The sequence below is a fragment of the Planctomicrobium aquicomposti genome (genome assembly GCF_051466325.1).
Lineage (GTDB): Bacteria > Planctomycetota > Planctomycetia > Planctomycetales > Planctomycetaceae > Planctomicrobium.
In genome coordinates this window covers 74,266-96,400 of the sequence record NZ_CP195792.1, presented here as the reverse complement: position 1 = coordinate 96,400, position 22,135 = coordinate 74,266, and the positions used below count along the sequence as shown (strand labels likewise).

Genomic DNA, 22,135 nt, shown 5'->3' with positions numbered 1-22,135 from the left:
AAGGGCTGACTTCCGCGCTACGGGAACAGGTCGGCTACTTGTCACAATGCACCAGCGGCGAGAGGCACTGCCACGGAAGCCGCTCCGCGGATTTCAGAATCGCCAGATTCACCTGCAACGTTCTGGCTGCTTCTTCGACTGAGCAGAGCGGGGCACTCTTCCCTTCCACCAGATCCAGAAAGGCATGGGCCTGCCGGAGAAACAACTCATCCCGATGAAAGGGAGCGACCGCATGGTCCTGCCACGGCTCATCCGGTTTTTCCATCACACGCCAGCGGGCGTTCTGGGCTTCAAACCTCAGCGTCCCCCGCTCGCAGACAACGGTGATCTCAACCTCATTGGGGGCCTGATACTGGTTCATCACATAACTGGCGAGGACCTGGCCGTGTCGCGCCAGCACATGCGCGGTGTCTTCGACGTCCACATTGGGAAGCAACTGGTGGCTGACATCGCCGAGGACACGATCAATCGGTCCCAGCAGCCATTCTCCCGCATTCAGAATGTGAGTGAGCGCATCCTGCACCACGCCGCCGCCACTCGCTCTGCTCGCATAGTACGTCTGCGCATAGGCGGGACGATAGAAGGGAAAGTCCTGTCCGCAACAGGCCACCAGTTCAACAGGCCGTCCATACCTGCCCGACTGCAACACGCTGCGCATTTCGGCCAGGACGGGATTCGCCCGATAAACGTAAGCCACCGCCGCTTTGACGGTCGAGCGCTGCAATGCGTCACAGAGTTCCGCGACTCCCTCCAGACTCACACTCAGAGGCTTCTCGATCAGAACCGAGACACCAGTCGCGACGCACTGCTGCGCGAGCGGAAGATGCGCAGGAGCCGGTGTGGCAATCACCGCACTGGTGACGCCGGACTGCAGAGCTTCCTCCAGACTCGTCAGGCGCTTCGCCCGCGGGTAACGATCACTGATCGCCCCAGCCAGATCGGCTTTCGACTCCACAAAGCTGACCTGCGCACGTTCTGTCTGCAGAAAGCAATGCAGGTGCCGTTCGCCGATCGATCCGGCTCCAATGATCAGAACGGAATGGGGTGCAGTGGACACGCGAATCGGTTTCCTCGAATTCAGGGACGGACGCTCACGCTGCGGGCAGGGGCAGACAGATCTCAGGAGCGCTCGAGATAACTCTTCGGGGCGTTCGAGGAACCGTTCGCCGGGGAACTGCGGAATCGCTTCAAAAACTCCCGCTGCACAGCGTCGATGCCGTTTTTGACAAACACGATGTCGCAGCCATGAAAGACGAGCTTCGCCCCCATCTGGATCAACTCCTCCGCCCGCTCCAGTGAACCGCAGGTGGCGGCCCAGTGCTTGCCGGTATTGCGGGCGGCGGCGGCGATGGTTTCGAACGCGGCCTGAATCCGGGGATGACTGAAGTCTCCCGGAGTGCCGGTGAGAATGGAAAAGTCTGCGGGACCGAGCATCAGCATGTCGACGCCTGGAACGGCGGCAATCGCTTCCGCCTGCTCAAGAGCCTGCGGATCTTCGATCTGAATGATCAGAAACGTCTGGGCGTTGGCCTGCTGGAGATAGTCACCCATGGGAGTCAGCATGTAGGGAACATCGGGGCCGCTGCCATCGAATCCCCGCTGACCGACCGGAGCGAACTTGCCCCAGCGGACCACCTCGGCCGCTTCCGCAGCATCAGAACACCGCGGATACATGATCCCCGACGCTCCCGCCTCCAGCATGCGTGAGAGACGGGCGAACTCCCCTTTTGCAGGACGGGCGACAATGTCGGTCCCACCGATGCGGGCGGCACGCATCAGATGCGCCGCCGTTTCCAGACTGTAATAATGATGCTCCAAATCCATCCAGATGGCATCAACACCGATCAGGCTGGTCATCTCAAAGACACCCGGGTCAGTGAGATGCAGGCAGACTCCCAGCGAAGGGAGTCCCTGAGACAGGTTTCCAAGGACACGACTTGGTTTCATGAGTGGGTTCTCGATGTTGGCGTCACACGGCATCCGGACGGCCGAATCAGCCTGCTTCGGGTAACAGAAGTCCATAGGCTGCGGCGGCCCGGACATCGGGAGCCGCATCGCGGATAAACAGATTCAGCTTTCTCCGAGACTCTTCATCTTTTCTCCCCGCCAGAGACAGAGCCACGAAGGTGCGAGAACCTGGGCTCTCCGCAGTGTGGGCCAGATCCCAGGCCTGGGGATCCTCAGCGGCCAGCGCCGCCACGACTCTCATCCCCACCGGCTGCGTCCCATCGTGGGCCAGCCGCAACAGCATCGTGCGCGTGGCCAGGGGAACGGTCGACAGGTTCCACAGGACATACGCTGCCCGATGACGGGCGATTTCATCTGTTGAGTCCAGAAGTTCTGTCAGCCGCGTGAGTGCGGCATCCCTGTTGCCGCTTTGCGCAACTCTCCACAGTGCGAACGGAGCGTCAGATTCGAGTGAAGATGAAAGACTTCGTTCGATGAAGAGCGCCTCTTCAGGCTGCAGCGGCGCTTCGAGCTTGGCGAGAGATTCCTGGGCATGGACGCGAAACGGTGAGGACTCATCCAGGAGGACCTGACGAATTCGTTGACAAGATTTATCGCGAACTGCAGCCGATTCCTCACCGCGGGCCAATGCCCTCCAAGTGACAATCCGGAACGGGGAAATCTCCCCCTCGCTGTACGGCCTGAGCAGCTGCAGCGCCTCTTCTCGCGCCCCCAGCAGAATCATCAGCTCCGCCGTCTTAGCGCTTTGCAGCTCTCCCGCTGGATGCAGCGCGAGCCGGAGAATCTGGTGCAGACCTTCTTTGTCTGTGGCCATTCGATCACTCACTAAAATTTCCCTGATACCCGCTGACCAACGCTTCCCGCTCGACTGCCGGCGCTGTCTGGTCCACACGGAAGTCAGCGTGGACCTGACGTTCAACTCACGTCCGAAGGGGTGCAGGCCGCTCGCGCGGTCCCGCCAAGGTGACCCCCGGGCTGACCGCCAGGGGCATGACCCGGACCTCATTCGTATCCAGCGGCAATTCTCCGGTCCGCATCTGCTCCAGCATCTGAATTGCAGTCGCTCCCATCTGCAGTTCATCGACGGTAATGGCGGTCAGTCGACTCGCCAGTGCCCCCTGCCGCCGGGTTCCGCCAAAGCTGACCAGAGAGACATCTTCAGGGACTCTCAGACCGAGTTTCCCCAGTGCCAGATAAATCACCTCAGCCAGCGAATCGAACGTTGCAAAGATCGCCGTGGGTGGGGACTCGTCACTGAAACAGCGACGGATCTCGGCGTCGATCTCTGCTTCTTGTCGAGCGAGGTCAGGAGAGGAGTTCGAGCCGAAAAAGGTGGCGAGTTCAATACGATTCCCCAACGCCTGCTGGAAGCCTGTTTCATAGGCCTTCGCCGCTGCGGACTGAAACCCGCTGATGAACAGCACCTTGCGGTGCCCTGCTTCGCGAATCAGTGTGCCGGCCTGCTTCCCGATCTCTTCAAAGGGGATCGACAGCAGGGGGACCTGGACTCCCTCGACCGGTCGGGAGCAGCAGACGACGGGAATTCCCCGCTCGCGGAGCTGTCGAATGTGAAAGGCAGGGGTCGGAGGGTTCGTGGTGGGGACGATCGCCACTCCGGCCACATGCAGGTCCATCAGCTGCAGGATGGAATTCCCCTGCTTGTCGATCTCGTTATTCGAATTGCAGACCACAACCTGTGCGTAACAGCGCGAGGCGGCTTCTTCGAAGCTGATCTGCAGTGCCGGGTAATAGCCGTTGTCGGTCTCGGGCACAATGAGGGCGAACAGGTCGTGCCCTTTCTTCAGGCGCTGCCGCGCCTCATCACGGATATATGTCCCCTTGCCGTGGACCTTGCGGACGATCCCTTCCCGCTCAAGATTCGCCAGGGCCTGTCGCACCGTGCTGCGGGCGACCTCGAGCTGTTTCGCGAGACGCTTTTCGGGGGGGAGTGCATCGCCCGCTTTCAATTGCCCCGCTTCAATCCGGGCGATGACATAGTCGCGCAGCTGTTGGTGCTTATGCAGGCCTCCCTCAGCCCGGACAGGTGCGGGCGTGGTCAGAGTCGGAGAAGATTCGGCACCAACCATTCTGAGTGCTGTCCTGTTGTTGTCCGCACAATCCAAAAGAGCGGCAGTGAGGCTGTCAACCCCGGATTCTCTCTGTCCTGTCAAGGCAGGAGGACCTCTCAGCACAAGATGACCTTGAGAGTGCCTTCGACGACATGTGGCAACCCACGAACCAATAAGGTTGATCACTCTATTTTTTTAAAGACCACTGACTGACTTTTTGGGGCGACTCCTGCCGCCCCCCGGATACTTGATGAGCGCGCAGGCGAACCCTGTAAGGTTCAGGGATCGCACCTGGCCCGTACTCCAAAATCCATTCAAGGTGTTGCCTGCTTGTTGTCGGACAACTTAACCGGTTGGTCCCGTCAATCCCCCATCCGCTCCCAAAAGACTCACCGTGTCAGCCCACAGCCCCAGCCTCTCCCGCCCAGAACGCCTGGAACAACTCGGCTATCCTCTGTAGCGGACAACTCCCGAAGGCTCATTCGTCAACGCCATCTCCATCGCGGGGAACAGGCTGTATGCATCAGGGCAGGTCCCGTTCGATGGGGACCAACTGACCAGCGTGGGCAAAGTTCCCTCGGTCGTCAGCATCGCTGAGGCGACACAGGCGGCCGCCCTCTGTGCCGCCAATGTGCAGCAGGCAGTCCGTGCCCACTTCGAATCTTTGGATCGCATTGAACGAGTGGTCCGGTTGATCGGGTAGGTAACGACACTCCCGAGTTCACCGATGCGCATCTGGTCATCAACGGAGCATCCCAACTGGTACGTGAAGTCTTCGACGAAGCCGGACGGCACTCCCAGACAGCGCTGGGCATGGCCCAGCTCCCCCTGGGGTCCGCGTCGAAGTGGAAATGTCTTTGCAGATCAAACCCTGATCGGGCAGGGGAGCCCGCTCCACCAGCCAACTGGATGCCGTGTTGGAAGCCAAGGGCTGGTGCAGGCCGAAGCGCCAGCGAGGATGACCCACATCGCTGACCGGTTCGGCAGCATCATTGCGGCGCGAGGGCTCCCGCATCCTGATCCACCGCATTCACAAACTCCGGCAACTTCTCTCGGAGTTCCGACCGATAACGTTCAAAATCCGCTTCACCAAAACCGTGATACGGTGTAAGCATTCTCAAAGAAAATGCCGGATCCTGCAGGCGGCAGAACAGCTTGTCGTATGCTCCGTCGACCCGCCCTCCGGCAGCATTCATCGAGCGAATGATCTGGCGATGAAGCTGCAGCTGCTCGATCCGTTGCCGTAACAGGTCATCATCACTTCGCTGTTGACCCAGCTGAAAAATCTCTTGGGCAAAAGAGGGAACGGCGGCACTGAGTGCGACAAGCAGACTTCCCGGCACCCCCAGCAGCCTCGCCTCGCAATAGGCGATGTCGGTGAAGTAATGCATCAGCAACGGAGCTTCGTCCGCAATCTTCAGATAGTCCTCTTGAGTGAGCGGAACGGCCCACTTGACGGCGGTCAGATTCGCATGCCGGCGAGAAAGCTCCCCAAGTTCCGCGGGCGTTAATGTCCGAAGTCCCCGGGCGACGTTATAGAAGAGAAAATCGCAATCGGGGTTCCGGTCGCAGATCCCGGCAAAGAACGCTGCCATGTCCCGGTCATTCAACCGCGCCCAACTCGGAAACGAAAGTTGAAAGCTGTTGATCCCCACCGACCGACCGATCTCGATCCGTTCCTGAATCAACGGGAGCGACAGGGAGATCACTCCCAGCTGACGCAGCTCCGCTTTCCCGTCGGTTGTCTCGGCAAAGAGCTGTGCCGCCTGCCGGAATTGGTCGGTCGTGACCGCATACCCCTCCCCCGCAGTGCCGAACAGATACAGCCTGCGAATCCCCACCTGCAGGTGCCGGATGATGTGATTCCGGAACACCTGTCGATCAAGCTCGAAGGACTCGCTCCACGGAAGACAGATTGTCGCGAGAATCGCTGGACTCGTGAGTTTAGCCATCGTCATGTTGACCTGAAGGGAAGGGGCTGCTGCCCTCGCCTGTTGCCGGATTCCACTGTTCCAAACCAAGCTGACTTCTCGAGCAGGTTGCTCTTTCCAGCGCCCGCGCAGCAAGCGTGTCGTGTGCTGAAATGCTCATTTCCGCGTGGCCGGAAGGGGTCGACCAAAGAACAAAATGCCCTACCAGCCCCTGTAGACCACGCAGCAGCGCCCCATGCGGGCAGAAGAGAGCGTCTCTGTGCAGGGACCGGAAGCAGCACACTGCCCTGAAGCGGGCCACCCCGAATATCACTCGTTCGGCCGATTCCACTTCAAGCGAGCGACCCAGACACTGTTGTTGCTGCCGTATTTCTCACAACCGGCCGGCTGCATCCATTCCGATTCCGTGACCCAGGTCTCGTTAGGACTGACTTCCGTCACAGCGAAATTGCCCAGGCGGGCACCACGCTCCGGCATCAGGACGCGCTCCGTCGAGCGGATCACCTGTAGCTTCACGGGGTCCACCTGTGCGATGAACATCGGAGCCCGATGGCGCATCACGTGGTCGTTGTTCGCCCCTTTGCGGGTATAGAGGAGGTAGAGACCATCACGATGAGTGACCCAATGCTGCTGCGTGTTGTAGTTCCCCAGATCTGTACCATCATCGAATGTCCAGGCCTGCGGCTCGCGGAAATTCATTCCGTCGTCGCCGACAGCGACGTATCCGCGCACGTCATTTCTCAGCGTGAGATAATACTTCTCCTGAAAACGGGTAAGTGACGGTTCGACGAATCCCCGTTGAACCGGCACCGACAGCGGCGCCCCTTCTTCCACGCAGGTCAGATGCTCCCCATCAAACTGGCAGCGGAGAATTCTGGAGAAGTTCTGGAGCTTGCCGGGTGTCCGATGGAAGATCGGCAACAGGATCTCGCCATTTTCGAGATCGACCCGCTGCCCAGCCCCCGAGCCGTAGTTCCCGAATTCTTCACGAGCTGGAAGATGGAGGACTTTCCAGTCATTCCACTTTTCGGCAGCCGCATCGTAGGTAGCGTACGCTGTCGCGCGGGGACGCAGTTCAAAAATCCGGTCATTGCGATAGCTCACTGTCTGTCCGGTCGCCAGCAGTGTCTTCGAGGCGGCGTGCCATTTGGGGACCATGTCACAGACGGTCAGTTCGTCACCTTCGTGCATCAGCTTTGAAAATGACGAGGGCAACTGCAACTTGCGATCGAGATCATGGCTGTAAGGCCGGCGGGCAAAAACGCTCTGTTTGTCCGGGGTCGACCAGATCGTCCCCCAGTCCGACGTCTTCAGCGAATAGATGTCGTAAAAAACGTCCGAGCCCTGACGGGAGGCCCGCTGCATGATCATCACGACCAGGGGATTGGATGAGGAATTCCCCTTCTCATGTGGCGGAATGATCCCGGCGCGGGGATGAACCCAGAAGTACTGGCCGTCAAAGCCTTCACTGGCGGTGGTGAGGTCGATTTCGTAATCGAGAGGAGGAGCCGCCACGGAGACGCTGGCAGCCAGTACCGCCACCACCAGCGCGAGTGAAGGAACAAGCCTCGCTGCTCCAGGACGAAGAAGAGCTTCAACAATGACACGCATGAACATTTCTTTCACGATCGGAATGCCGACAATTATTTCAGGTTGAGCGTGATCTGATTCGGGCCGTCAGGAGTGACGACCACGACGAGTTCACTCGTGGCTGCATTCCCGTATTTTTGCGGGATCGGCCACTTCTGGAGCTTCGCGAGTTCTTCACGCGGCAGCCCTTCCATCTCTCCGCGGCTGACCGGGCGAACCCACTCAAAGGCTGTCACCGAGACCTGACACTGACCCGGCGCAGCACCGGTCTTGCCTGCCGTCATTAACTCAAATCGTCCCTCGGCGTTGGTCTGTCCGACCGCAGGCTGACCCTGCTGTGGCAAGAAGACCACCTGCGCATTGGCAATCGGACGATCTTCATAGGTGACGACCCCCGTCACCGGCACCAGTTCCAGGCCGGTCGAGTTCCGACAGCTGAGCAGCAGGAAGGGAATCGTCAGACAGCAGAGGGGAACCCACAGTCTTCTCATGGAAAATCATTCTCCGGGGAGTAAGCCTTGAACAAGGAACCCAGCAGTTACCGGAATCATCCGTACGCCGAGCTGAAGCCGATCAACTCAATCTGCTGCAGCACCAGTTCCGGAAAGCCAGGCGGTGGCCAGCAACCAACACTGCTGATCAGTCCAACCCTCACCGCCAGACTCGCAACCCGTACCACGGATTCGCGTCAGTAATCACCGACCGTCTTGCCGTCGGCACGATCACCGAGATTCTGGAACATCCAGTGATCGATGTTCTGGCTGAGGAATCTGACCGAGCCATCGGCGAGCAGAACGTGGACTCCGCCCGGATGGAAGGAGCGATAGCCGTGCCGCATCTGATACTGCCCACTGGAGCCACTGAGGCAGGCTCCGATTCCGGGACAGGTTCCCAGATGGTTTGGGGGGAAGATGGTTGAAATCGCGTTGCCATTGCTTTGAAAGCGGTACCACGACATGTGCTGGCCATCAAAGCCGTCACCGCACATCGTGGTGGTTTCCCCCATGAGCAGCGTGTTCGACGTCCCATCGGTGACATCACGAATGCGGACGCTGGCAGCGGATTGGCCAAAAATCCCGGACAGTTCTTCGTTCTTCAGAGTGCGTCCGTTCGCCAGCGGCTTCAGAGCATATGCGGCGAACGTATTGCAGGCCCCGTTATCCGGAACATACTGAGATCCCATGTTCCCGCTGTAACTGGCGTAGGCCACAAAGATATTGGGCGTGCTGCCGGCGGGAGCCGGTGAGTCGATCTTACCGTCCGGGCTGACGTCTGACGGGCAGCGATGCATCGGAATTTTGTAAGAGGCCAGCGGCTGCCCCCCTATAACCTGAGAGGCGATAATGTTCCCGGAGTCGAAATCGATCGCGTTGAACAGCGCGGTCTGTTCAATGAAAGGCAGGATCAGAATCTGCCAGTTGCCGTCCTGTGTCCCCTTGGCCGAGGACGTCGAGGTATTCCGGGCTGCCCCGATCACGAACATGCCGTGAACATCGTGATAGTTGTGATGCGCGAGACCGTACTGCTTCAGATTGTTTTTGCACTGCGACCGTCGTGCCGCCTCGCGCGCCTGCTGAACTGCGGGAAGCAGCAGAGCGATCAGGACCGCAATGATGGCAATGACCACTAGGAGCTCAATGAGCGTAAACGCCCGACGCTTGGAAAGCCGACTGCGCATGGGACACCTCACGAGGAAAAGACGAAGGCGGAACGAGACCGAAAAGAAGCGGTTTCCCGAGAAAACAGAACGCTGCTCTATCTCGAAAGAAGTCGACCGGCGGGAGAGACGGTCGTCCCCTGTCAATTCGCAATCAATCCCAAGAATCTGCGCCGACGGTTCCTGGCAACACCTTTCCGGCAGCGCCCAGCACCCAAAGTCCGATATTCAGCTCGCCGGCAATAACGCCAGCGTTTCGCCTGCATATTCCCCCAGGAGCATTGAGACCCGCTCATTGCTCTCAATGGACCGCTTCCCCTTGCGGATCTCTTCCAGAAACTGAACCGCCTGCCGGATCGCGGCATTGATGTCGACCGTCACTGCGGTCAATCGCCGCATGATGGCTCCATCGCGACGGGGAATTCCGAATGTCATCAACGAGATCTCTTCCGGGATTCGCAAGCCCTTCCGCTGCAAAATGAGGTAGGCGATCTCGGCCACGGATTCGAACGTGATAAAGACCGCTGTCGGGCGATCCGGTAACCCCAGCAACTGGTCAACCAGCCGCTCCACACACTGTTCCCGATCGATGTACTCCGCCTCGCTGAAGTGGGGCATCCCACCGCACAGCACATGGGAATCAGGAAGCGTGCCACCCCACTGGCCGATTTCCCGCCGCAGGGCCTGCTCATGAGAGAGGATCGCTTCACGGTCTCCGGAAGTCATGATCGCCACCCGGCGATGTCCTGCCTCGCCGAATTTCCGACCGATTCGACGGGCAATCTCTTCGCGATTCAGATCCACCAGCGGCGCGTTGATTCCTTCGATCGCGGTGTGCAGCAGCACGACGGGGATACTCCCCTTCTGCAGCATCCGCACCTGATAGGCCGGAGTCTGAGCCGTAGCACACGGATTCAACACGACCCCCGCCACACCCTGATCCAGCAGCCGCAGAACCTGGCTGGCCTGTTTATCCACTTCGTTATTGCTGCTGCAGACAACGGCAGATCGCCCCGAGTCATGCGCAGCCTGCTCAAATGCGGAGAGCAGCGAGGAGTAATACGTGCTTCCCATGTCGGGAACGATCAGCGCGAAACTCGCCGCATCGAGCTGCGAACCCGTCGCCGCCTGCTCGGCAACGAACGTCCCTTTGCCACGCACCCGGCGGATATGGCCTTCCTGCTCCAGGTCTCCCAATGTCTGCCGAATGGTTGTCCGGGAGACCCCCATCAACTGGGCGAGATCAGGTTCAGCTGGAAGCACGTCACCCGGACGCAGATTCCCGAGAGAAATTTCACGGAGAAGATGCTGCCGCACCTGTTCATGCTTCCGCTTCTCCCGAGCAACAATCTCGGGCCGAGCAGAGACGGTGGCGGAAACAGCAGAGCCCATCTTCATCCGATATTTAAGTTCGATCCTGTATCACACATGTTCCTTCATCAGAATACAACTCTTCTCCAACCACTGTCAAGTAATTCCGAACTCAACAACTCCACAGGGGGTGCGATCCGGAGTCCGCACTCAAGAGTCGTCGTTCAAAAACGCCACGGAAAGGCCACTTTCCTGCCTGAAATGCCATAGAGAACGTTTCCCGCGATGGCTGCACCAGAGAATCCCGAGGGGTTTTAACCTTGCCCTGCCCCCGCCCCTTGCTGTACCCTACTTGTGCTTTTGTTGTATTTTCAGTTGTCTCACCCCGGGCTTCCCGCTATTGAGGGTCCAATGTCGCGAAGATACACCGTACTGACCACATTTCCCGCAGATGGATGTGCCAATGTGGGAGATCAGCTCATTGAAGTCTCCCTTCGAAAACTCATTGAACATGAGTGCGGACCTTCCGAATTCCTGACCTTCTTTCGCGAAGATCCGCTCGATGAGCACCTCGACGAAGTCAACGCCACACGCGGGATTCTCCTCCCGGGATTCGCGATCCGGGACACTCCGGTCTATCCCAACTGCTATCGACTGATTGAAAACCTCGAGAACCTGCGGGTTCCCATCCTCCCGTGCGGGGCCAACTGGAACATGTATCCAGGCGATGAGCACAGCCGTGAACACATTCAGTATTCCGAGCCGACCCTGCGGTTCCTGGAGTCTGTCGCCCGGCAGGTCCCCGAATTCACCTGTCGCGAAGAGACATTGATCCGGGTGCTGGAGCGTCACGGCATCACCAACACCCGCCTGATCGGCGATCCGACGTGGTATGACCCGGACTACTTCGGCCGCCCCATGCACCGGCCTGCCACAGTGCGGAGCGTCGTGTTCACTCCCCCCATGAGTTCCTTCTACGCCGGACAGGGAAGGGAACTGATGGAGATGCTGTCGGCCCTCTTCCCCGATGCGAAGCGAATCTGTTCCATGCACTGCGCCGACACCAATGTCCACAACGTCGCAAAGCTGCGGGCCCGCAACGACGCTTCGCTTTCACCGGCAGTCACAGAGAAGAATGAACGGATCCGGCAAGCCGCTGTCGCCGCGGGCTTTGAAGTGCGCAACGTGTTCGGCGACGTCAGCAATCTGAACTTCTACAAGGAAATGGACCTGCACGTGGGCTATGAATGTCACGCCCACCTGAGCCTGCTCCGCTGGCGACGTCCCTCCATCCTGCTGGCGGAAGACGCTCGCGGTGTCGGCTTCAACACCACCTTTGGCATCGGCGAGTTCAACGCCTTCCATCGTTGCCAGAACGACCTTCCCCGCTCCAGCCGCGAGGGGGGAACATCCGGCTACTGTGTCAGCGTCGAAGAACTCGCCGTCGCTCCCCCCGACCAGATGGTGGTGTCACGGATTCGACAGTTCCTCCAGAATGAAGTGCGAAACCGATTTTTGCGTTTTGCCCACATCTCGAACTTCATCGACGAAATGTACCAGCAACGGATGGCACCGTTCCTGCGTTCGCTTCCGTAAGGCACGGGTCCAGCCAGCCTGACCCAAACCTCCCCAAAGCAATCCAGCACACCGCTGCGGCGCTGAGACCCTTTTGACTTCTGATGAACCCGTTCTCGCCACGCGAAGGCGAGCATTCATCACACAAATCGCTGGCTGCGCGGGCGGTGAAAAACGCAAGCTGCTCTCATCAGGAATCCAACAGCAGAGAAGAACCCCATCCGGCATGAAAGCATCTCTCGACTGGTTGGACTGGACAGTCCTGGCAGGCAGCCTGCTGGCGATCTTCGCGATCGGTTTTTTTCCTGGCTGCGGCAGAAGGACCTGGGTGAGTTCTTTCTGGCAGGGCGTTCCATGCCCTTTGCGATTGTGGCGATCAGCCTCTTCGCGACACTCTTCAGTACCATCAGTTTTGTGGGAGTTCCGGCGGAAGCCTATCAGAATGGGATCCTGACCAGCCTCACCTCATTCGGATATGCGCTCTTCACCCCTCTCGCCGTCTGGCTGTTCCTGAGATACTTCTTTCAGTCAAAAGAGACCTTTACCGCTTACGAGTATCTTGAGCGGCGATTCAACGTTTCCACCCGCGTTCTGGGTGCCTTGACGTTTCTGTTTGCCCGAGCGCTGTTCGGGGCGACTGTGATCTGCGCCGGAACACGGATTCTGAAAGCCTTGCTGAACGTGGAACCGGAGGTCACGGTCCTCATCATCGGCATCGCGGGAATCCTGTTTAGCACCTTCGGCGGCATGCGAGGAATGATGCTGACCGATGCGCTGCAGACGCTGATGGTGGTTGTCACGCTGGTGGCGATCATTCTCCGTGTCGGCTGGCTGATCGATTTCGACTTGGGCAGCTTTTATCGATATGTCGTGGAGCACGATCGGGTGCTTGGCAAGGTGACCACGCCAGAGTTCTATTCTTTCGACCCTCACACGCGCTACACGCTCTGGGTCTGGCTGTTCATTTCACTCACCATGCCGCTCCAGCAGTACGGCACAGACCAGTTGGTGGTGCAGCGCTTCTTGGCCTCCCGCAGTTATCGGGATGCCAAGAAGGCGATTGTGCTCAAAACGATCATCACGCCGATGTTCATCCTTTCCCTGTTCTTCATCGGCCTGCTGATGTTCTATTACTACTCCACAGCCGGAACACTCCCGGAGAACCTGCCGGCTGATCAGGTCATGGGACACTTCATGCTGACGCAGCTTCCAAGCCCGCTTCCCGGCTTGATCGTGGCAGGGCTGGTGGCCGACCTGATTTCTTCCCTGGCGGCCTCGGTCGGATCCCTGTCCACAGTCACCTGTGTCGATCTACTTAAACAGGTGGGTTGGCTCCCGCAGCAGGAACAGCAGCAGGTTCGACTCGGCAGAGGGTTGTCCGTTGCGTGGGGAGTGCTCCTCGTCGGCGTCGCGTGCCTACTGATCAGCCTGAGCAGCGGAATCACCACCATGATTTTCGAGATGGCGAACGTTCTGGCGTCGCTGTGGGGGGTGTTGCTGGTGGTGATGCTCGCTGGCGTGCTCACCCGCTGGGCCACAGCGACCGGTGCCACCGCAGCCCTCGCTGTGGGGCTCTGTCTCAACCTGACCCTGCCGTTCTACCTGTACTTTGGTTTTGCCCCGGCAGACCGAATCAGCTTCGCGTGGACCAGTGTTCCGGGAATGCTGGCGACCGCCCTGACTTTGGGAGTGGTCAGCTACTTTGATCCGGCTCGACAGAAGCGCACATCGCCGCTCGGCGAACGGGCGATTCTCTCAACGGCAGATCGGCCCGAATAGCCCCGACCCCGAAGCAGCCTCCCGAAGATGTGGAGCAGTGTGCCTGTCACCAACGTTGGCACGACGTCCGGGGGCTCGCAGCCTGATCCGGATCTCTCGACGATTCGCTTGATCTTCTCCGAGACACGGAATCGCTGCATTCGCCACCCGCCGCAACCGAACATTTCCTTCAAGAACGACGCTCTCTCCTCGAGCGAGTCGGGAATGCCGATGCGGGCGACAACTGCCAGTGTTTTTGCATGACCCGAGCATTGGCGATGCGGGACGACCACGAATCCGGGGCGGGAAACGGGGCCAATTGCTTCGCAAACGAATTATTCGCAGCCAAGGAAATCTGGAGAGAAATTCACCAAAAATTTCAAGCAACCTTCGAATTTTCTTGAATCCGACCTAGGAGATCCGAATTATCGAGTTTAGAATTCCCGTTCTCGTGTGACGGATGGCCGGAAACGTGTTGTCCTCGGCACCGACACACAACGCGTTTTATGGAAGTGTTTTGCGATGGCTGAAGGTACGATCAAGAAGAAGACGGACAAGGGCTTTGGATTCATCGATACGCACACCGGTGCGGATCTGTTTTTCCATGCTTCGAATCTCGACGGCGTGAGCTTCGACCAGCTGTACGAAGGACAGCAGGTAACTTATACAGAAGGCCGTGGACCGAAGGGTCCTCGCGCTGAGAACGTTCGCCCGGCATAATGCCGGCTGACTGTTCTGATGCAGTCCAGTACCAGGAAGTCGACCTTATCCGTCGACTTCTTTTTTTATGCGCTTCATCAACGCGAACAGTGCCAGTCCCAATGCCCCGGCCGGTCTCGAGTAAGAATTGGCCTGCAAGGTCAGCGAAGCCTGCATTCCGTACCGGACTCCGATACGATCGACCGCATGAACAAAGCCTTCATTCGCGAACCGGAATCTGACGGACGGGCCTACTGTCCGAGGTGTCAGGCCCTGGGCATTCCCGTGAGCGCCGGTCCGCTCGACACCCATGTCCGGGCCACTTCCCGGCAACGGCTGGGAGCGGCCGGCTGGTTCTGCAGCTATGCCCGCTGCGAGGTCGCCTACTTCGATCTGTTCAACGTGGTGGTCACCGTCGACGAGCTGCGGGAGCCTGTCTACCCTAAAGATCCCGACGCCACACTCTGTGCCTGCTTCGGCTTTTCGATGGCTGAGATCGAAGCCGACAATGAGGAAGGGACTCCTTCCCGAATTCGGGCTTTGCTTGCCCGTTCGCAGTCACCCGAGGCCCGCTGCGCCACTCTCGCGGCGGACGGCCGTTGCTGTCTGCGAGAAGTACAGCGGCTGTACATGAAGTTGCGCAGCGAAGGGCAATGAACCGCACACTGCTTGGGACAGGCTATTCCTTTCCATCCTCACGCAGAGTCCCGTCGCGGACGATTTCCCTGCATGCCAATGGCGCGGACGAGACCCGAGTGGAGCCCGGGGCTAAAAGCACTCAGTGTCGGTCTCGCAGCGAAAAGCGCGAACCGGGCAGGTAAACCGTCCTACTTCGTACAGGCGGGTTCCTGGATTCCCGGCGGATGGACAGTGAGCTGAAGTCCCGCCGAGACAGGAAAGACGCGTTCGCCCAAGCACAGGCGGCTTGACTCCCGAACGGCTCCCAGCTGATGAAGGGGTCCATGCCGATGGGGGTGTCGACGATCTGTCGGGAAGACTGGCAGGTGGTGAATGTGATCAGGCAGGCTTGCCTCATCCACCACCTGCTGGACACATTCTCAATAGCCAGCCGTTTTATCAACCACATTCAGCAGTGGCTCACCAGCACCGAACCGGCGAATATTCTCTTTCAGCAAAGCAGAGGCGCGCTCGTTCGTATACTCTGAAATTCCGGCAGTATGCGGGGTAATAATCACGTTGGGAAACTTCCGGAGCACATGCTCTGCCGGTAATGGCTCCGGGTCCGTGACATCGAGACCAGCTCCCGCCAACTTGCCGCTCCGCAACGCAGAGGTTAGAGCATCTGTATCCACGATCTTGCCACGGGCGATGTTGATCAAAAACGAGCCGTGCTTCATCGCAGCGAATGTGGTCTCGTTGAAAAGGCGGTCGGTTTCTGCAGTCAGCGGAACCGCAATCGCTACCACGTCGGCTTCAGGAAGCATCGACAGCAAGTCAGATGGCTGCCCGACCTTTTCGATGAACGTGGGAGCAGGACTCGCACTGCGTCTTGTGCCGATCACGCGCATTCCGAATGCGTGTGCTCTTTTTGCGATTTCGGTGCCAATGCCTCCTATTCCAACGATCAGAATTGTCTTTCCATCAAGGACGATCGGTTCAGCGGGCGCCCCCCCACCTGCCAGCGGACCGCGCGCGTCACCGGAAATGTGAGCAGGCAGGCCCCGTGTTAACGAGAGCAGCATGGCCATCGTGTGATCGGCGATGGCCGGCCCATAGACGCCGCGGAAGTTCGTGAGGACGATCGCGTCATTCTGCACAAGAGGCGGCATGGCGACATACCGGTCCACCCCAGCCCCCATTGCCTGCACCCAGACAAGCTTCGTCGCACCAGCGAGGAACTCCGGTGAGAGATACCGCGCATCGACTCCGTGGGCCTCGGCGGCTCTGGTGATCGCTTCAGCGGGGCTCAGACCACTGACGATCCGCACATTGGGAGCCTGTTGTTTCAGCTCCGCCAGTTCCGCATCGGCCATTTTCCAAGCAAAATAAGTCAGTTGCAACTTGTTTTCAGGCATGGGAATCGCTACTCGGGCATGACGCAACGAACCAATCTCCTCGGCAAGCTGTTGCGATGACGGGGCTCCCGCTGCTTGTCCACGGCCCTGGGGACCGTCAGCGCTCAGGCAGGGCGTGGTCAGAAGCAGAGTAGAAATCAGGCCGGCAATGATGATCAATCTGCAAGAGACGTTCATTAAGAAGCCTTTTAACGGTAGGGACTTTAAGCAGCCCTCGGATGAAGATTTTGCAACAACGACCGACACTCCGGCGGAGCTTTGAAAAGTCCGTGCAGGGAGACGGGATCACAGGTGGCCCGCCGAGAGGCCCCCGGCTTCAGGCCTGACAAGTCACCTGAGGACCCTAGGGAAGAGGCAGCCGCCACACTATTGACATGCGACGTCAACCTAAATGATATTGCACGCAATATAAGATTCGTCCCTCACTCTTTGCACGTCCGTTACGGGTGTTTTCTGCTCAGATTGTCGACAGAAATCACTCCTCCTCAACCTCGTGAGTGAATGGCGAATTTTCGGATGCCCTCACACTCCGACACGAACAATCCCGGGAGCCGATGATCCCGTCACTTCAAGGTGATTTGTGGGCAGGAGCTGGACACACCAGCGCCTGATCAAGCCTCATCGCCAGGTGGGAGCCGTTCGCGTATTGTGACTGATGAGGAACTGGTCCTCGCCACGCGGATGTCTGCATTTGCCCGACGAAACGCTTGCTGCCCGGGCACCGGCAATTGCAAACTGCTCTTGCCCTGATCGGCGGCGACCTGATTTCCTGAACACGAATTGAATTCAGCAAGCAGCGTCGCGCCCCCGTCAGCTGAAGCAGCCTCGCTGATTGACCCACCCTCGAAAGCCCTAATCTTTTCCTACCGAATGACTATCGTCGAACATATTAAAGTTGATCTGCGGGACCGGATCCATTCAGGCCGCCCGCTCCCCCAGAAAATGACACTCGAGTCTCTCGCAAACCTGTATCAGGTGAGTGTCACGCCGGTTCGCGCCGCTTTACGTGAGTTGATTGCGGAAGGGTTGCTGATCAAGGGTGACAATCGACGGTTAACCCCGGCCAAGGTCACCAAGCGGACGACCCACTCCGACAGCAATCCGCGTCCAGTGATTCCGCCAGACCCCAACGTCGCGCTGCTGGGGCAGGTCACGAAAGACCTGGTGCTGATCAGCCTTGAGGGGAAGCCCGTTTATATCCGCGAAAAAGAGACCGCGGAAAAATATCAGGTCACCCGTTCCGCGTTGCGAAACATCTTACACCGCCTGACGGGATCGGGGCTCCTGGAACACCTCCCCCGTCGTGGCTGGGTGATCCGTCCGTTCCGTCAGGAAGACATGTGGGCCTTCCTGGAAGTGCGTGAAATGCTGGAACTGAAAGCACTGGACCTGTCCCGCCCTCACTTGCGAGATGAAGATCTCCAGATGATCCTGGACGGCAATCAACTTCCTGCTTCAGAAGAAGTCGAGCCACTTGTCGACAATACGCTCCACGCGTATCTGATCGACAAGGCGGGGAACCCCTACATCCGCGACTTCTTCGAACGGCACGGCCGGTATTATGAAATACTCTTCGAATGGGAAGCCGGAGACCGCACCGCGTCTGTCGAGGCAATTCACCACCATCGCGAAATCCTCGAGGCGCTGTTGCTGCGGGACTGGAAGTCCGCCAAAAGAGCACTCTCACATCACATTCGCAGCAATCACCCGGTGCTGGTCCGCGTCGCTCACCGACACGGCTCATTCTCAAATGCTGAATCACCCCACAGCAACGGCACTGCCTGACGGGTGCAAACAGGTCTCACACTCCCCCCGTGCCGACGCTTCTGGTTTACAGCAAAACAGTGATCGGCAGGTGGCCAGGCATCTCCCGCATCCGCCAGATGCGGGGGGCTCCGCTCAGACCGACCCCATCCCGGTTCGCTGCCGATGTTCTATTTCTGCCTGCCCGGGGCTCTGAACCAATACTCGGCAAACCTGTCACGAAAGAAGAAATCCGCCCCGCATTGAATGGGGCTGGATCTTCGTCGCGACACATGACGACGGAAACGCTTACCAGTCTCCTACGCTGCCATCCTGATAAAACACCTGCTGCGGCAGTTCCTGCTGAAAGGGATGCCGTGCCACTTCTTTCTCATTAATCGAGATCCCCAGTCCGGGCCGAGTGTTCGGCTGAACCGTCCGGGTCTTCGGATCCACGGTGAAGCCTTCCGAAACGACGTCATGTCGCCAGGGGACATCCGCGTGCACGGATTCGCAAATAATGTAATTCGGCTGCGAAAACCCAAACTCCAGCGACGCTGCAGTGCTCACCGGTCCCTGCGGATTATGCGGTGCCAGTGCGATTCGGTAGGCATCTGCGAGGGCAGCAATTCGTCGCGCCTCGGTGAATCCGCCGCAGTGCGTAATGTCGAGCTGGCAGATGTCACAGCCTCCCGCAGCGAAAACATCACGGAAGGCCGCCAGATGTGTCAATCGCTCGCCCGTCGCAATCGGCGTCACCACGCGTGAGTTAATCTTTGCCAGACCGTCGACACATTCCGGCCAGCAGGGCTCTTCGAGAAAGTACAACCCATACTGATCCAGCGCTTCGGCAAATCGCAACCCCATCGCCGGAGAGGGACGGGCATGACAATCGACAGCAATGTCGATGCTCTCGCCCACAGCGTCTCTCATCGCTGCCACGCAGGCTTCCGCCGCTTTCACCGGCTTGAGCCCTTCAATCGGCATCGTGGGAGGAACAGCCATGGTCTTGACCGCCGAAAACCCTTCCTCGACCGCCTGCACCGCCAGCTCAGCAAACCGCTTGGCCTCGTGCACGGACGTCTCGTAAAAATCCTCCATTCGGCCCCCGCCTAAGTGGCAATAGAGTCGAATCCGATCACGCACGGCACCGCCCCAGAGCTGGTGACAGGGAACCCCAGCCACTTTCCCGGCGATATCCCAGAGCGCCAGATCGATCCCCGCAATTGCGGTCGACCTCACGATCCCGTTGCCATGCCAGAAGTGCTGACGCCACATCATCTGCCACAAATACTCGATCCGGCTGGCATCCTGTCCGATCAGCAGCTGCGCCAGATCCTCGATGGATCCCACCACGCCCCGTGTATGCCACTCCAGGGTGGCCTCTCCCCACCCGATCAGACCGGGCTGGTCGGTGGTGATCTTTACGAAAATCCAGTTCCGCATTCTCGCGTTACAAACCAGAGCTTCGATCCGTTCGATTCGCGGACCCCTGTCCCCTTTGCGACGAACCTCCAGCGTACCTTTTTCCAGAAGTTGGCCGTCATGGCCATTTGTATGAGAGGTCTCACAATCCGAGAGCGACAGTGGCATCACAAGCTCCATTACTTTCTAGAGCGACTTTGAGGACGAACAACGAGCCATGCCGATGAGAATCAGGTCATTGCAGTGAACAGTCGATGTGACAAGCGAAATGAAAAAGAAGTTGAAACCGCATTCGTTTCCTTCCCTGACACACTCTGAACGGCATCACCGCGATGCAGCAGAGAATTGCCCATCGACAGATCTACGGCTCGAGAATGTCGATTGTCAGTTCGTTATTTCCACTTTGAATTTCAGCTGTCAAGCCGCTCTTCTCGGGGTCTGAATATCGCCGAGGAATCTTGATTCCCTGCATCTGAGCGACTTTAGCACTGCGGTTCGGATCTTGTGGATCAATATTGCCGGGCCCCATCACTTCGACCGCAACCTTGTAGTTGCCGAGGGGAATTCCCGTGCCGTACTGACTGATTAATTTAAATGTCCCCTCAGGTGTAATCTCCGCGCCGGAGGCAAACCCCGAATCGGAAATAAAAGAGATAATCCCCCCGGGCAATGGCGCACCTTTATAGACAACCTTGCCGGAGACTTCCGCAATCTGGATTTCCGGTTCCCCGCAGCCAGACCAAAGCACCACGCTCGACCACACAAGGGCGAGAGCCGCCACCTTCTGCTTCCAGAGTGCCACACGAAATCGAGCAAGACCAACTCGCGATTGCTGCCCGATTCCAACGCGTACCTGAGACATAAATCACACCCTTCAGTGGCGATGTCGATCTGAGTTCCGGAGCGGTCGCAAAATTCAAAGCGCTCGTGAATTTGCATCGCACCCAAGGCGCCTCACAGGAAATTCCGAACCTTTCCCGAACGCAAAAAAATGGGGGCGAGTCGGGAAACAGGCCCCCATCACCCATCCAACTAGAATTCGCCGATCGGAACCCCGTCGTCGCGAATCGCCAGGTATCTGAAGACTGCCATGTCGAGTGAATTCGAAATAAACGACACACCACCGTCGGCCCGCAATCCCATGATTCCGCCAACGTGGGCAGATTGCAGTCCTGTATTCGCTCCCTGAACGACGTTTCCACCTCCGTTAGTGGGGGTCTGCGTCTTGTAGCCGACCGCATACCGGACCGTGGTGAAGTTCCGGATATAGGCCCATCCACCCCAGGTATTCAGATCGGCCGCAGCGCCCGTGGCAGTGACCATTGGCAAGCCCTCAGCGGCCTGACCAATCCAGGCTCCGTATCGCACACTCGACCGCAGATCGATGGGAGTTCCAAAGGTGCTTGTCGACCAGTCCGACTGCTCTGCCACACAGAGGGTATTGGAAGTCCCATCCGTAATGTCCCGCAACGCAACCCCACCGGATGGAATGATCGTTCCATTACAGCAGGAATAGCCCAGCGATCCGTTCTTGCAGCGACCCTGGCCGGTCGGATCAGCCGAATTCGTGGGCGACGCTGACGCACCCGCAATCGCAGTGTAGCAGGCTGTCGTATAGTTCCCGTCCTGATCCAGGGGACTCAGTGAGCTCGACGGGCAATTCATATAGGCAGGAGCCGGTCGCAATTCACGCAGAATCGCACCATCATTGACCATTCTCCCCCACGTCAACCGGGAGTACATATTCTGCTGATCAACATAAGGGAGAATTCTCGCCCACCAAGAATAATGCCCATTGGCAATTCCTCCAATGGGCAGCATCTGGGCAACGTCATGATAATTATGAAGCGCCAATCCGATTTGCTTCAGGTGATTTCGACATTGCGTCCGCCGGGCCGCCTCCCGTGCCTGCTGGACAGCCGGCAGCAAAAGGGCAATGAGCACCGCAATAATGGCAATCACCACCAGAAGCTCAATTAATGTAAATCCGCCCGAACGTCGCACACTTCGCTGACGCATTCCAGTCTCCCCAAGCCAATTGAAATAACACAGAGAAATATAGGGACACGACTCATTGAATCGGCAATGGCAACTTCTGGAGAACGCCGAGCGGTACATTCTCAGGCTGCCGTCATCAACTTATTGCAAAAAGAACATCCCTGCGGCGGGCAGAGACAAACAGATGAAGGAACGACCCGAGACGACACCTGCCAGCAGCGACCGCAGGCAGCGCCCCAATAGCAACGCTGGCTACAACCGAGCACTTCACTTGGTGAAACCACACGACAGTCGCCAAGCCCGCGGCAAGGCATTGGCGACAGAATACAACTGACAGAATAGCTTTCATCGCACGACCGTCAACACGTACTTGTA

General features: G+C 58.4%; 19 protein-coding genes. 6 read left to right on the top strand and 13 right to left on the bottom strand.

The genetic code is table 11. From position 1 onward, the window contains the following. Positions 1–34: 34 nt before the first annotated feature. The 4 genes from SH664x_RS00370 to SH664x_RS00355 all read right to left on the bottom strand — a co-directional run bounded on the left by SH664x_RS00370 (position 35) and on the right by SH664x_RS00355 (position 4,055). Positions 35–1,057 carry a Gfo/Idh/MocA family protein gene (locus SH664x_RS00370; RefSeq protein ID WP_437204033.1) on the bottom strand — a complete coding sequence of 341 codons (1,023 nt, stop codon included), beginning with the start codon at positions 1,055–1,057 and terminating at the stop codon, positions 35–37. Positions 1,058–1,119: 62 nt separating this feature from the next. Continuing rightward, complete coding sequence (locus SH664x_RS00365) at positions 1,120–1,947, bottom strand: HpcH/HpaI aldolase family protein (protein WP_437204031.1); 828 nt, start codon at positions 1,945–1,947, stop codon at positions 1,120–1,122. Between the two features lie 46 nt (positions 1,948–1,993). After that, on the bottom strand, positions 1,994–2,782 hold the full coding sequence (locus SH664x_RS00360; RefSeq protein ID WP_437204030.1) for a hypothetical protein: 789 nt from the start codon (positions 2,780–2,782) through the stop codon (positions 1,994–1,996). A gap of 106 nt (positions 2,783–2,888) precedes the next feature. Continuing rightward, a complete protein-coding gene (locus tag SH664x_RS00355) occupies positions 2,889–4,055 on the bottom strand; it encodes a substrate-binding domain-containing protein (protein WP_437204028.1) in 1,167 nt (388 codons plus the stop codon). Positions 4,056–4,599: 544 nt separating this feature from the next. Here SH664x_RS00355 and SH664x_RS00350 point away from each other — a divergent pair. Beyond that, positions 4,600–4,740 carry a hypothetical protein gene (locus tag SH664x_RS00350; protein ID WP_437204027.1) on the top strand — a complete coding sequence of 47 codons (141 nt, stop codon included), beginning with the start codon at positions 4,600–4,602 and terminating at the stop codon, positions 4,738–4,740. Positions 4,741–5,026: 286 nt separating this feature from the next. On the opposite strand, the gene SH664x_RS00345 is transcribed toward SH664x_RS00350, so the two are convergent. The 5 genes from SH664x_RS00345 to SH664x_RS00325 form a co-directional block, all read right to left on the bottom strand. After that, positions 5,027–5,989: a dihydrodipicolinate synthase family protein gene (locus tag SH664x_RS00345; RefSeq protein ID WP_437204026.1), complete on the bottom strand. Its 963-nt coding sequence runs from the start codon at positions 5,987–5,989 to the stop codon at positions 5,027–5,029. Between the two features lie 288 nt (positions 5,990–6,277). Further along, positions 6,278–7,579: an exo-alpha-sialidase gene (locus SH664x_RS00340; RefSeq protein ID WP_437204025.1), complete on the bottom strand. Its 1,302-nt coding sequence runs from the start codon at positions 7,577–7,579 to the stop codon at positions 6,278–6,280. A 32-nt stretch (positions 7,580–7,611) separates the two neighbouring features. Then, the gene (locus SH664x_RS00335) at positions 7,612–8,049 is read right to left on the bottom strand and encodes a carboxypeptidase-like regulatory domain-containing protein (protein WP_437204024.1); all 438 of its coding nucleotides are present in this window, start codon (positions 8,047–8,049) and stop codon (positions 7,612–7,614) included. 197 nt (positions 8,050–8,246) lie between these two features. Continuing rightward, positions 8,247–9,236 (bottom strand): DUF1559 domain-containing protein, encoded by a 990-nt coding sequence (locus tag SH664x_RS00330; protein ID WP_437204023.1) that lies wholly within the window; start codon positions 9,234–9,236, stop codon positions 8,247–8,249. 207 nt (positions 9,237–9,443) lie between these two features. Further along, positions 9,444–10,613 (bottom strand): GntR family transcriptional regulator, encoded by a 1,170-nt coding sequence (locus tag SH664x_RS00325; RefSeq protein WP_437204022.1) that lies wholly within the window; start codon positions 10,611–10,613, stop codon positions 9,444–9,446. A gap of 324 nt (positions 10,614–10,937) precedes the next feature. On the opposite strand from SH664x_RS00325, the gene SH664x_RS00320 reads away from it, so the two are divergent. The 4 genes from SH664x_RS00320 (at position 10,938) to SH664x_RS00305 (ending at position 15,215) form a co-directional block, all read left to right on the top strand. Further along, on the top strand, positions 10,938–12,122 hold the full coding sequence (locus SH664x_RS00320; RefSeq protein ID WP_437204020.1) for a polysaccharide pyruvyl transferase family protein: 1,185 nt from the start codon (positions 10,938–10,940) through the stop codon (positions 12,120–12,122). Positions 12,123–12,290: 168 nt separating this feature from the next. Beyond that, positions 12,291–13,880 (top strand): sodium:solute symporter family protein, encoded by a 1,590-nt coding sequence (locus SH664x_RS00315; protein WP_437207279.1) that lies wholly within the window; start codon positions 12,291–12,293, stop codon positions 13,878–13,880. Positions 13,881–14,381: 501 nt separating this feature from the next. Next, entirely contained in the window at positions 14,382–14,579 is a 198-nt protein-coding gene (locus SH664x_RS00310; RefSeq protein ID WP_437204019.1) for a cold-shock protein, read from the top strand. Between the two features lie 186 nt (positions 14,580–14,765). Continuing rightward, positions 14,766–15,215 carry a hypothetical protein gene (locus tag SH664x_RS00305; protein ID WP_437204017.1) on the top strand — a complete coding sequence of 150 codons (450 nt, stop codon included), beginning with the start codon at positions 14,766–14,768 and terminating at the stop codon, positions 15,213–15,215. Between the two features lie 401 nt (positions 15,216–15,616). Here SH664x_RS00305 and SH664x_RS00300 read toward each other — a convergent pair whose 3' ends face one another. After that, positions 15,617–16,840 carry a D-2-hydroxyacid dehydrogenase gene (locus tag SH664x_RS00300; RefSeq protein ID WP_437204015.1) on the bottom strand — a complete coding sequence of 408 codons (1,224 nt, stop codon included), beginning with the start codon at positions 16,838–16,840 and terminating at the stop codon, positions 15,617–15,619. Positions 16,841–17,464: 624 nt separating this feature from the next. Here SH664x_RS00300 and SH664x_RS00295 point away from each other — a divergent pair. Then, a complete protein-coding gene (locus tag SH664x_RS00295; protein ID WP_437204014.1) occupies positions 17,465–18,379 on the top strand; it encodes a GntR family transcriptional regulator in 915 nt (304 codons plus the stop codon). A 267-nt stretch (positions 18,380–18,646) separates the two neighbouring features. Here the strand turns inward: SH664x_RS00295 and dgoD are convergent, their stop codons facing one another. The 3 genes from dgoD to SH664x_RS00280 form a co-directional block, all read right to left on the bottom strand. After that, on the bottom strand, positions 18,647–19,783 hold the full coding sequence (gene dgoD / locus SH664x_RS00290) for a galactonate dehydratase (RefSeq protein ID WP_437207278.1): 1,137 nt from the start codon (positions 19,781–19,783) through the stop codon (positions 18,647–18,649). A gap of 340 nt (positions 19,784–20,123) precedes the next feature. Further along, on the bottom strand, positions 20,124–20,543 hold the full coding sequence (locus SH664x_RS00285; RefSeq protein ID WP_437204012.1) for a hypothetical protein: 420 nt from the start codon (positions 20,541–20,543) through the stop codon (positions 20,124–20,126). Positions 20,544–20,794: 251 nt separating this feature from the next. After that, entirely contained in the window at positions 20,795–21,781 is a 987-nt protein-coding gene (locus SH664x_RS00280; protein ID WP_437204010.1) for a DUF1559 family PulG-like putative transporter, read from the bottom strand. Positions 21,782–22,135: the final 354 nt, after the last annotated feature.

What these genes read in the sequence shown, in the direction of transcription:
- SH664x_RS00365 (WP_437204031.1), bottom strand. Translation starts at nt 1,947, where the DNA reads ATGAAACCAAGTCGTGTCCTTGGAAACCTGTCTCAGGGACTCCCTTCG.
- SH664x_RS00360 (WP_437204030.1), bottom strand. Translation starts at nt 2,782, where the DNA reads ATGGCCACAGACAAAGAAGGTCTGCACCAGATTCTCCGGCTCGCGCTG.
- SH664x_RS00355 (WP_437204028.1), bottom strand. Translation starts at nt 4,055, where the DNA reads ATGGTTGGTGCCGAATCTTCTCCGACTCTGACCACGCCCGCACCTGTC.
- SH664x_RS00345 (WP_437204026.1), bottom strand. Translation starts at nt 5,989, where the DNA reads ATGGCTAAACTCACGAGTCCAGCGATTCTCGCGACAATCTGTCTTCCG.
- SH664x_RS00340 (WP_437204025.1), bottom strand. Translation starts at nt 7,579, where the DNA reads ATGCGTGTCATTGTTGAAGCTCTTCTTCGTCCTGGAGCAGCGAGGCTT.
- SH664x_RS00335 (WP_437204024.1), bottom strand. Translation starts at nt 8,049, where the DNA reads ATGAGAAGACTGTGGGTTCCCCTCTGCTGTCTGACGATTCCCTTCCTG.
- SH664x_RS00330 (WP_437204023.1), bottom strand. Translation starts at nt 9,236, where the DNA reads ATGCGCAGTCGGCTTTCCAAGCGTCGGGCGTTTACGCTCATTGAGCTC.
- SH664x_RS00325 (WP_437204022.1), bottom strand. Translation starts at nt 10,613, where the DNA reads ATGAAGATGGGCTCTGCTGTTTCCGCCACCGTCTCTGCTCGGCCCGAG.
- SH664x_RS00320 (WP_437204020.1), top strand. Translation starts at nt 10,938, where the DNA reads ATGTCGCGAAGATACACCGTACTGACCACATTTCCCGCAGATGGATGT.
- SH664x_RS00310 (WP_437204019.1), top strand. Translation starts at nt 14,382, where the DNA reads ATGGCTGAAGGTACGATCAAGAAGAAGACGGACAAGGGCTTTGGATTC.
- SH664x_RS00305 (WP_437204017.1), top strand. Translation starts at nt 14,766, where the DNA reads ATGAACAAAGCCTTCATTCGCGAACCGGAATCTGACGGACGGGCCTAC.
- SH664x_RS00295 (WP_437204014.1), top strand. Translation starts at nt 17,465, where the DNA reads ATGACTATCGTCGAACATATTAAAGTTGATCTGCGGGACCGGATCCAT.
- dgoD (WP_437207278.1), bottom strand. Translation starts at nt 19,783, where the DNA reads ATGCGGAACTGGATTTTCGTAAAGATCACCACCGACCAGCCCGGTCTG.
- SH664x_RS00280 (WP_437204010.1), bottom strand. Translation starts at nt 21,781, where the DNA reads ATGCGTCAGCGAAGTGTGCGACGTTCGGGCGGATTTACATTAATTGAG.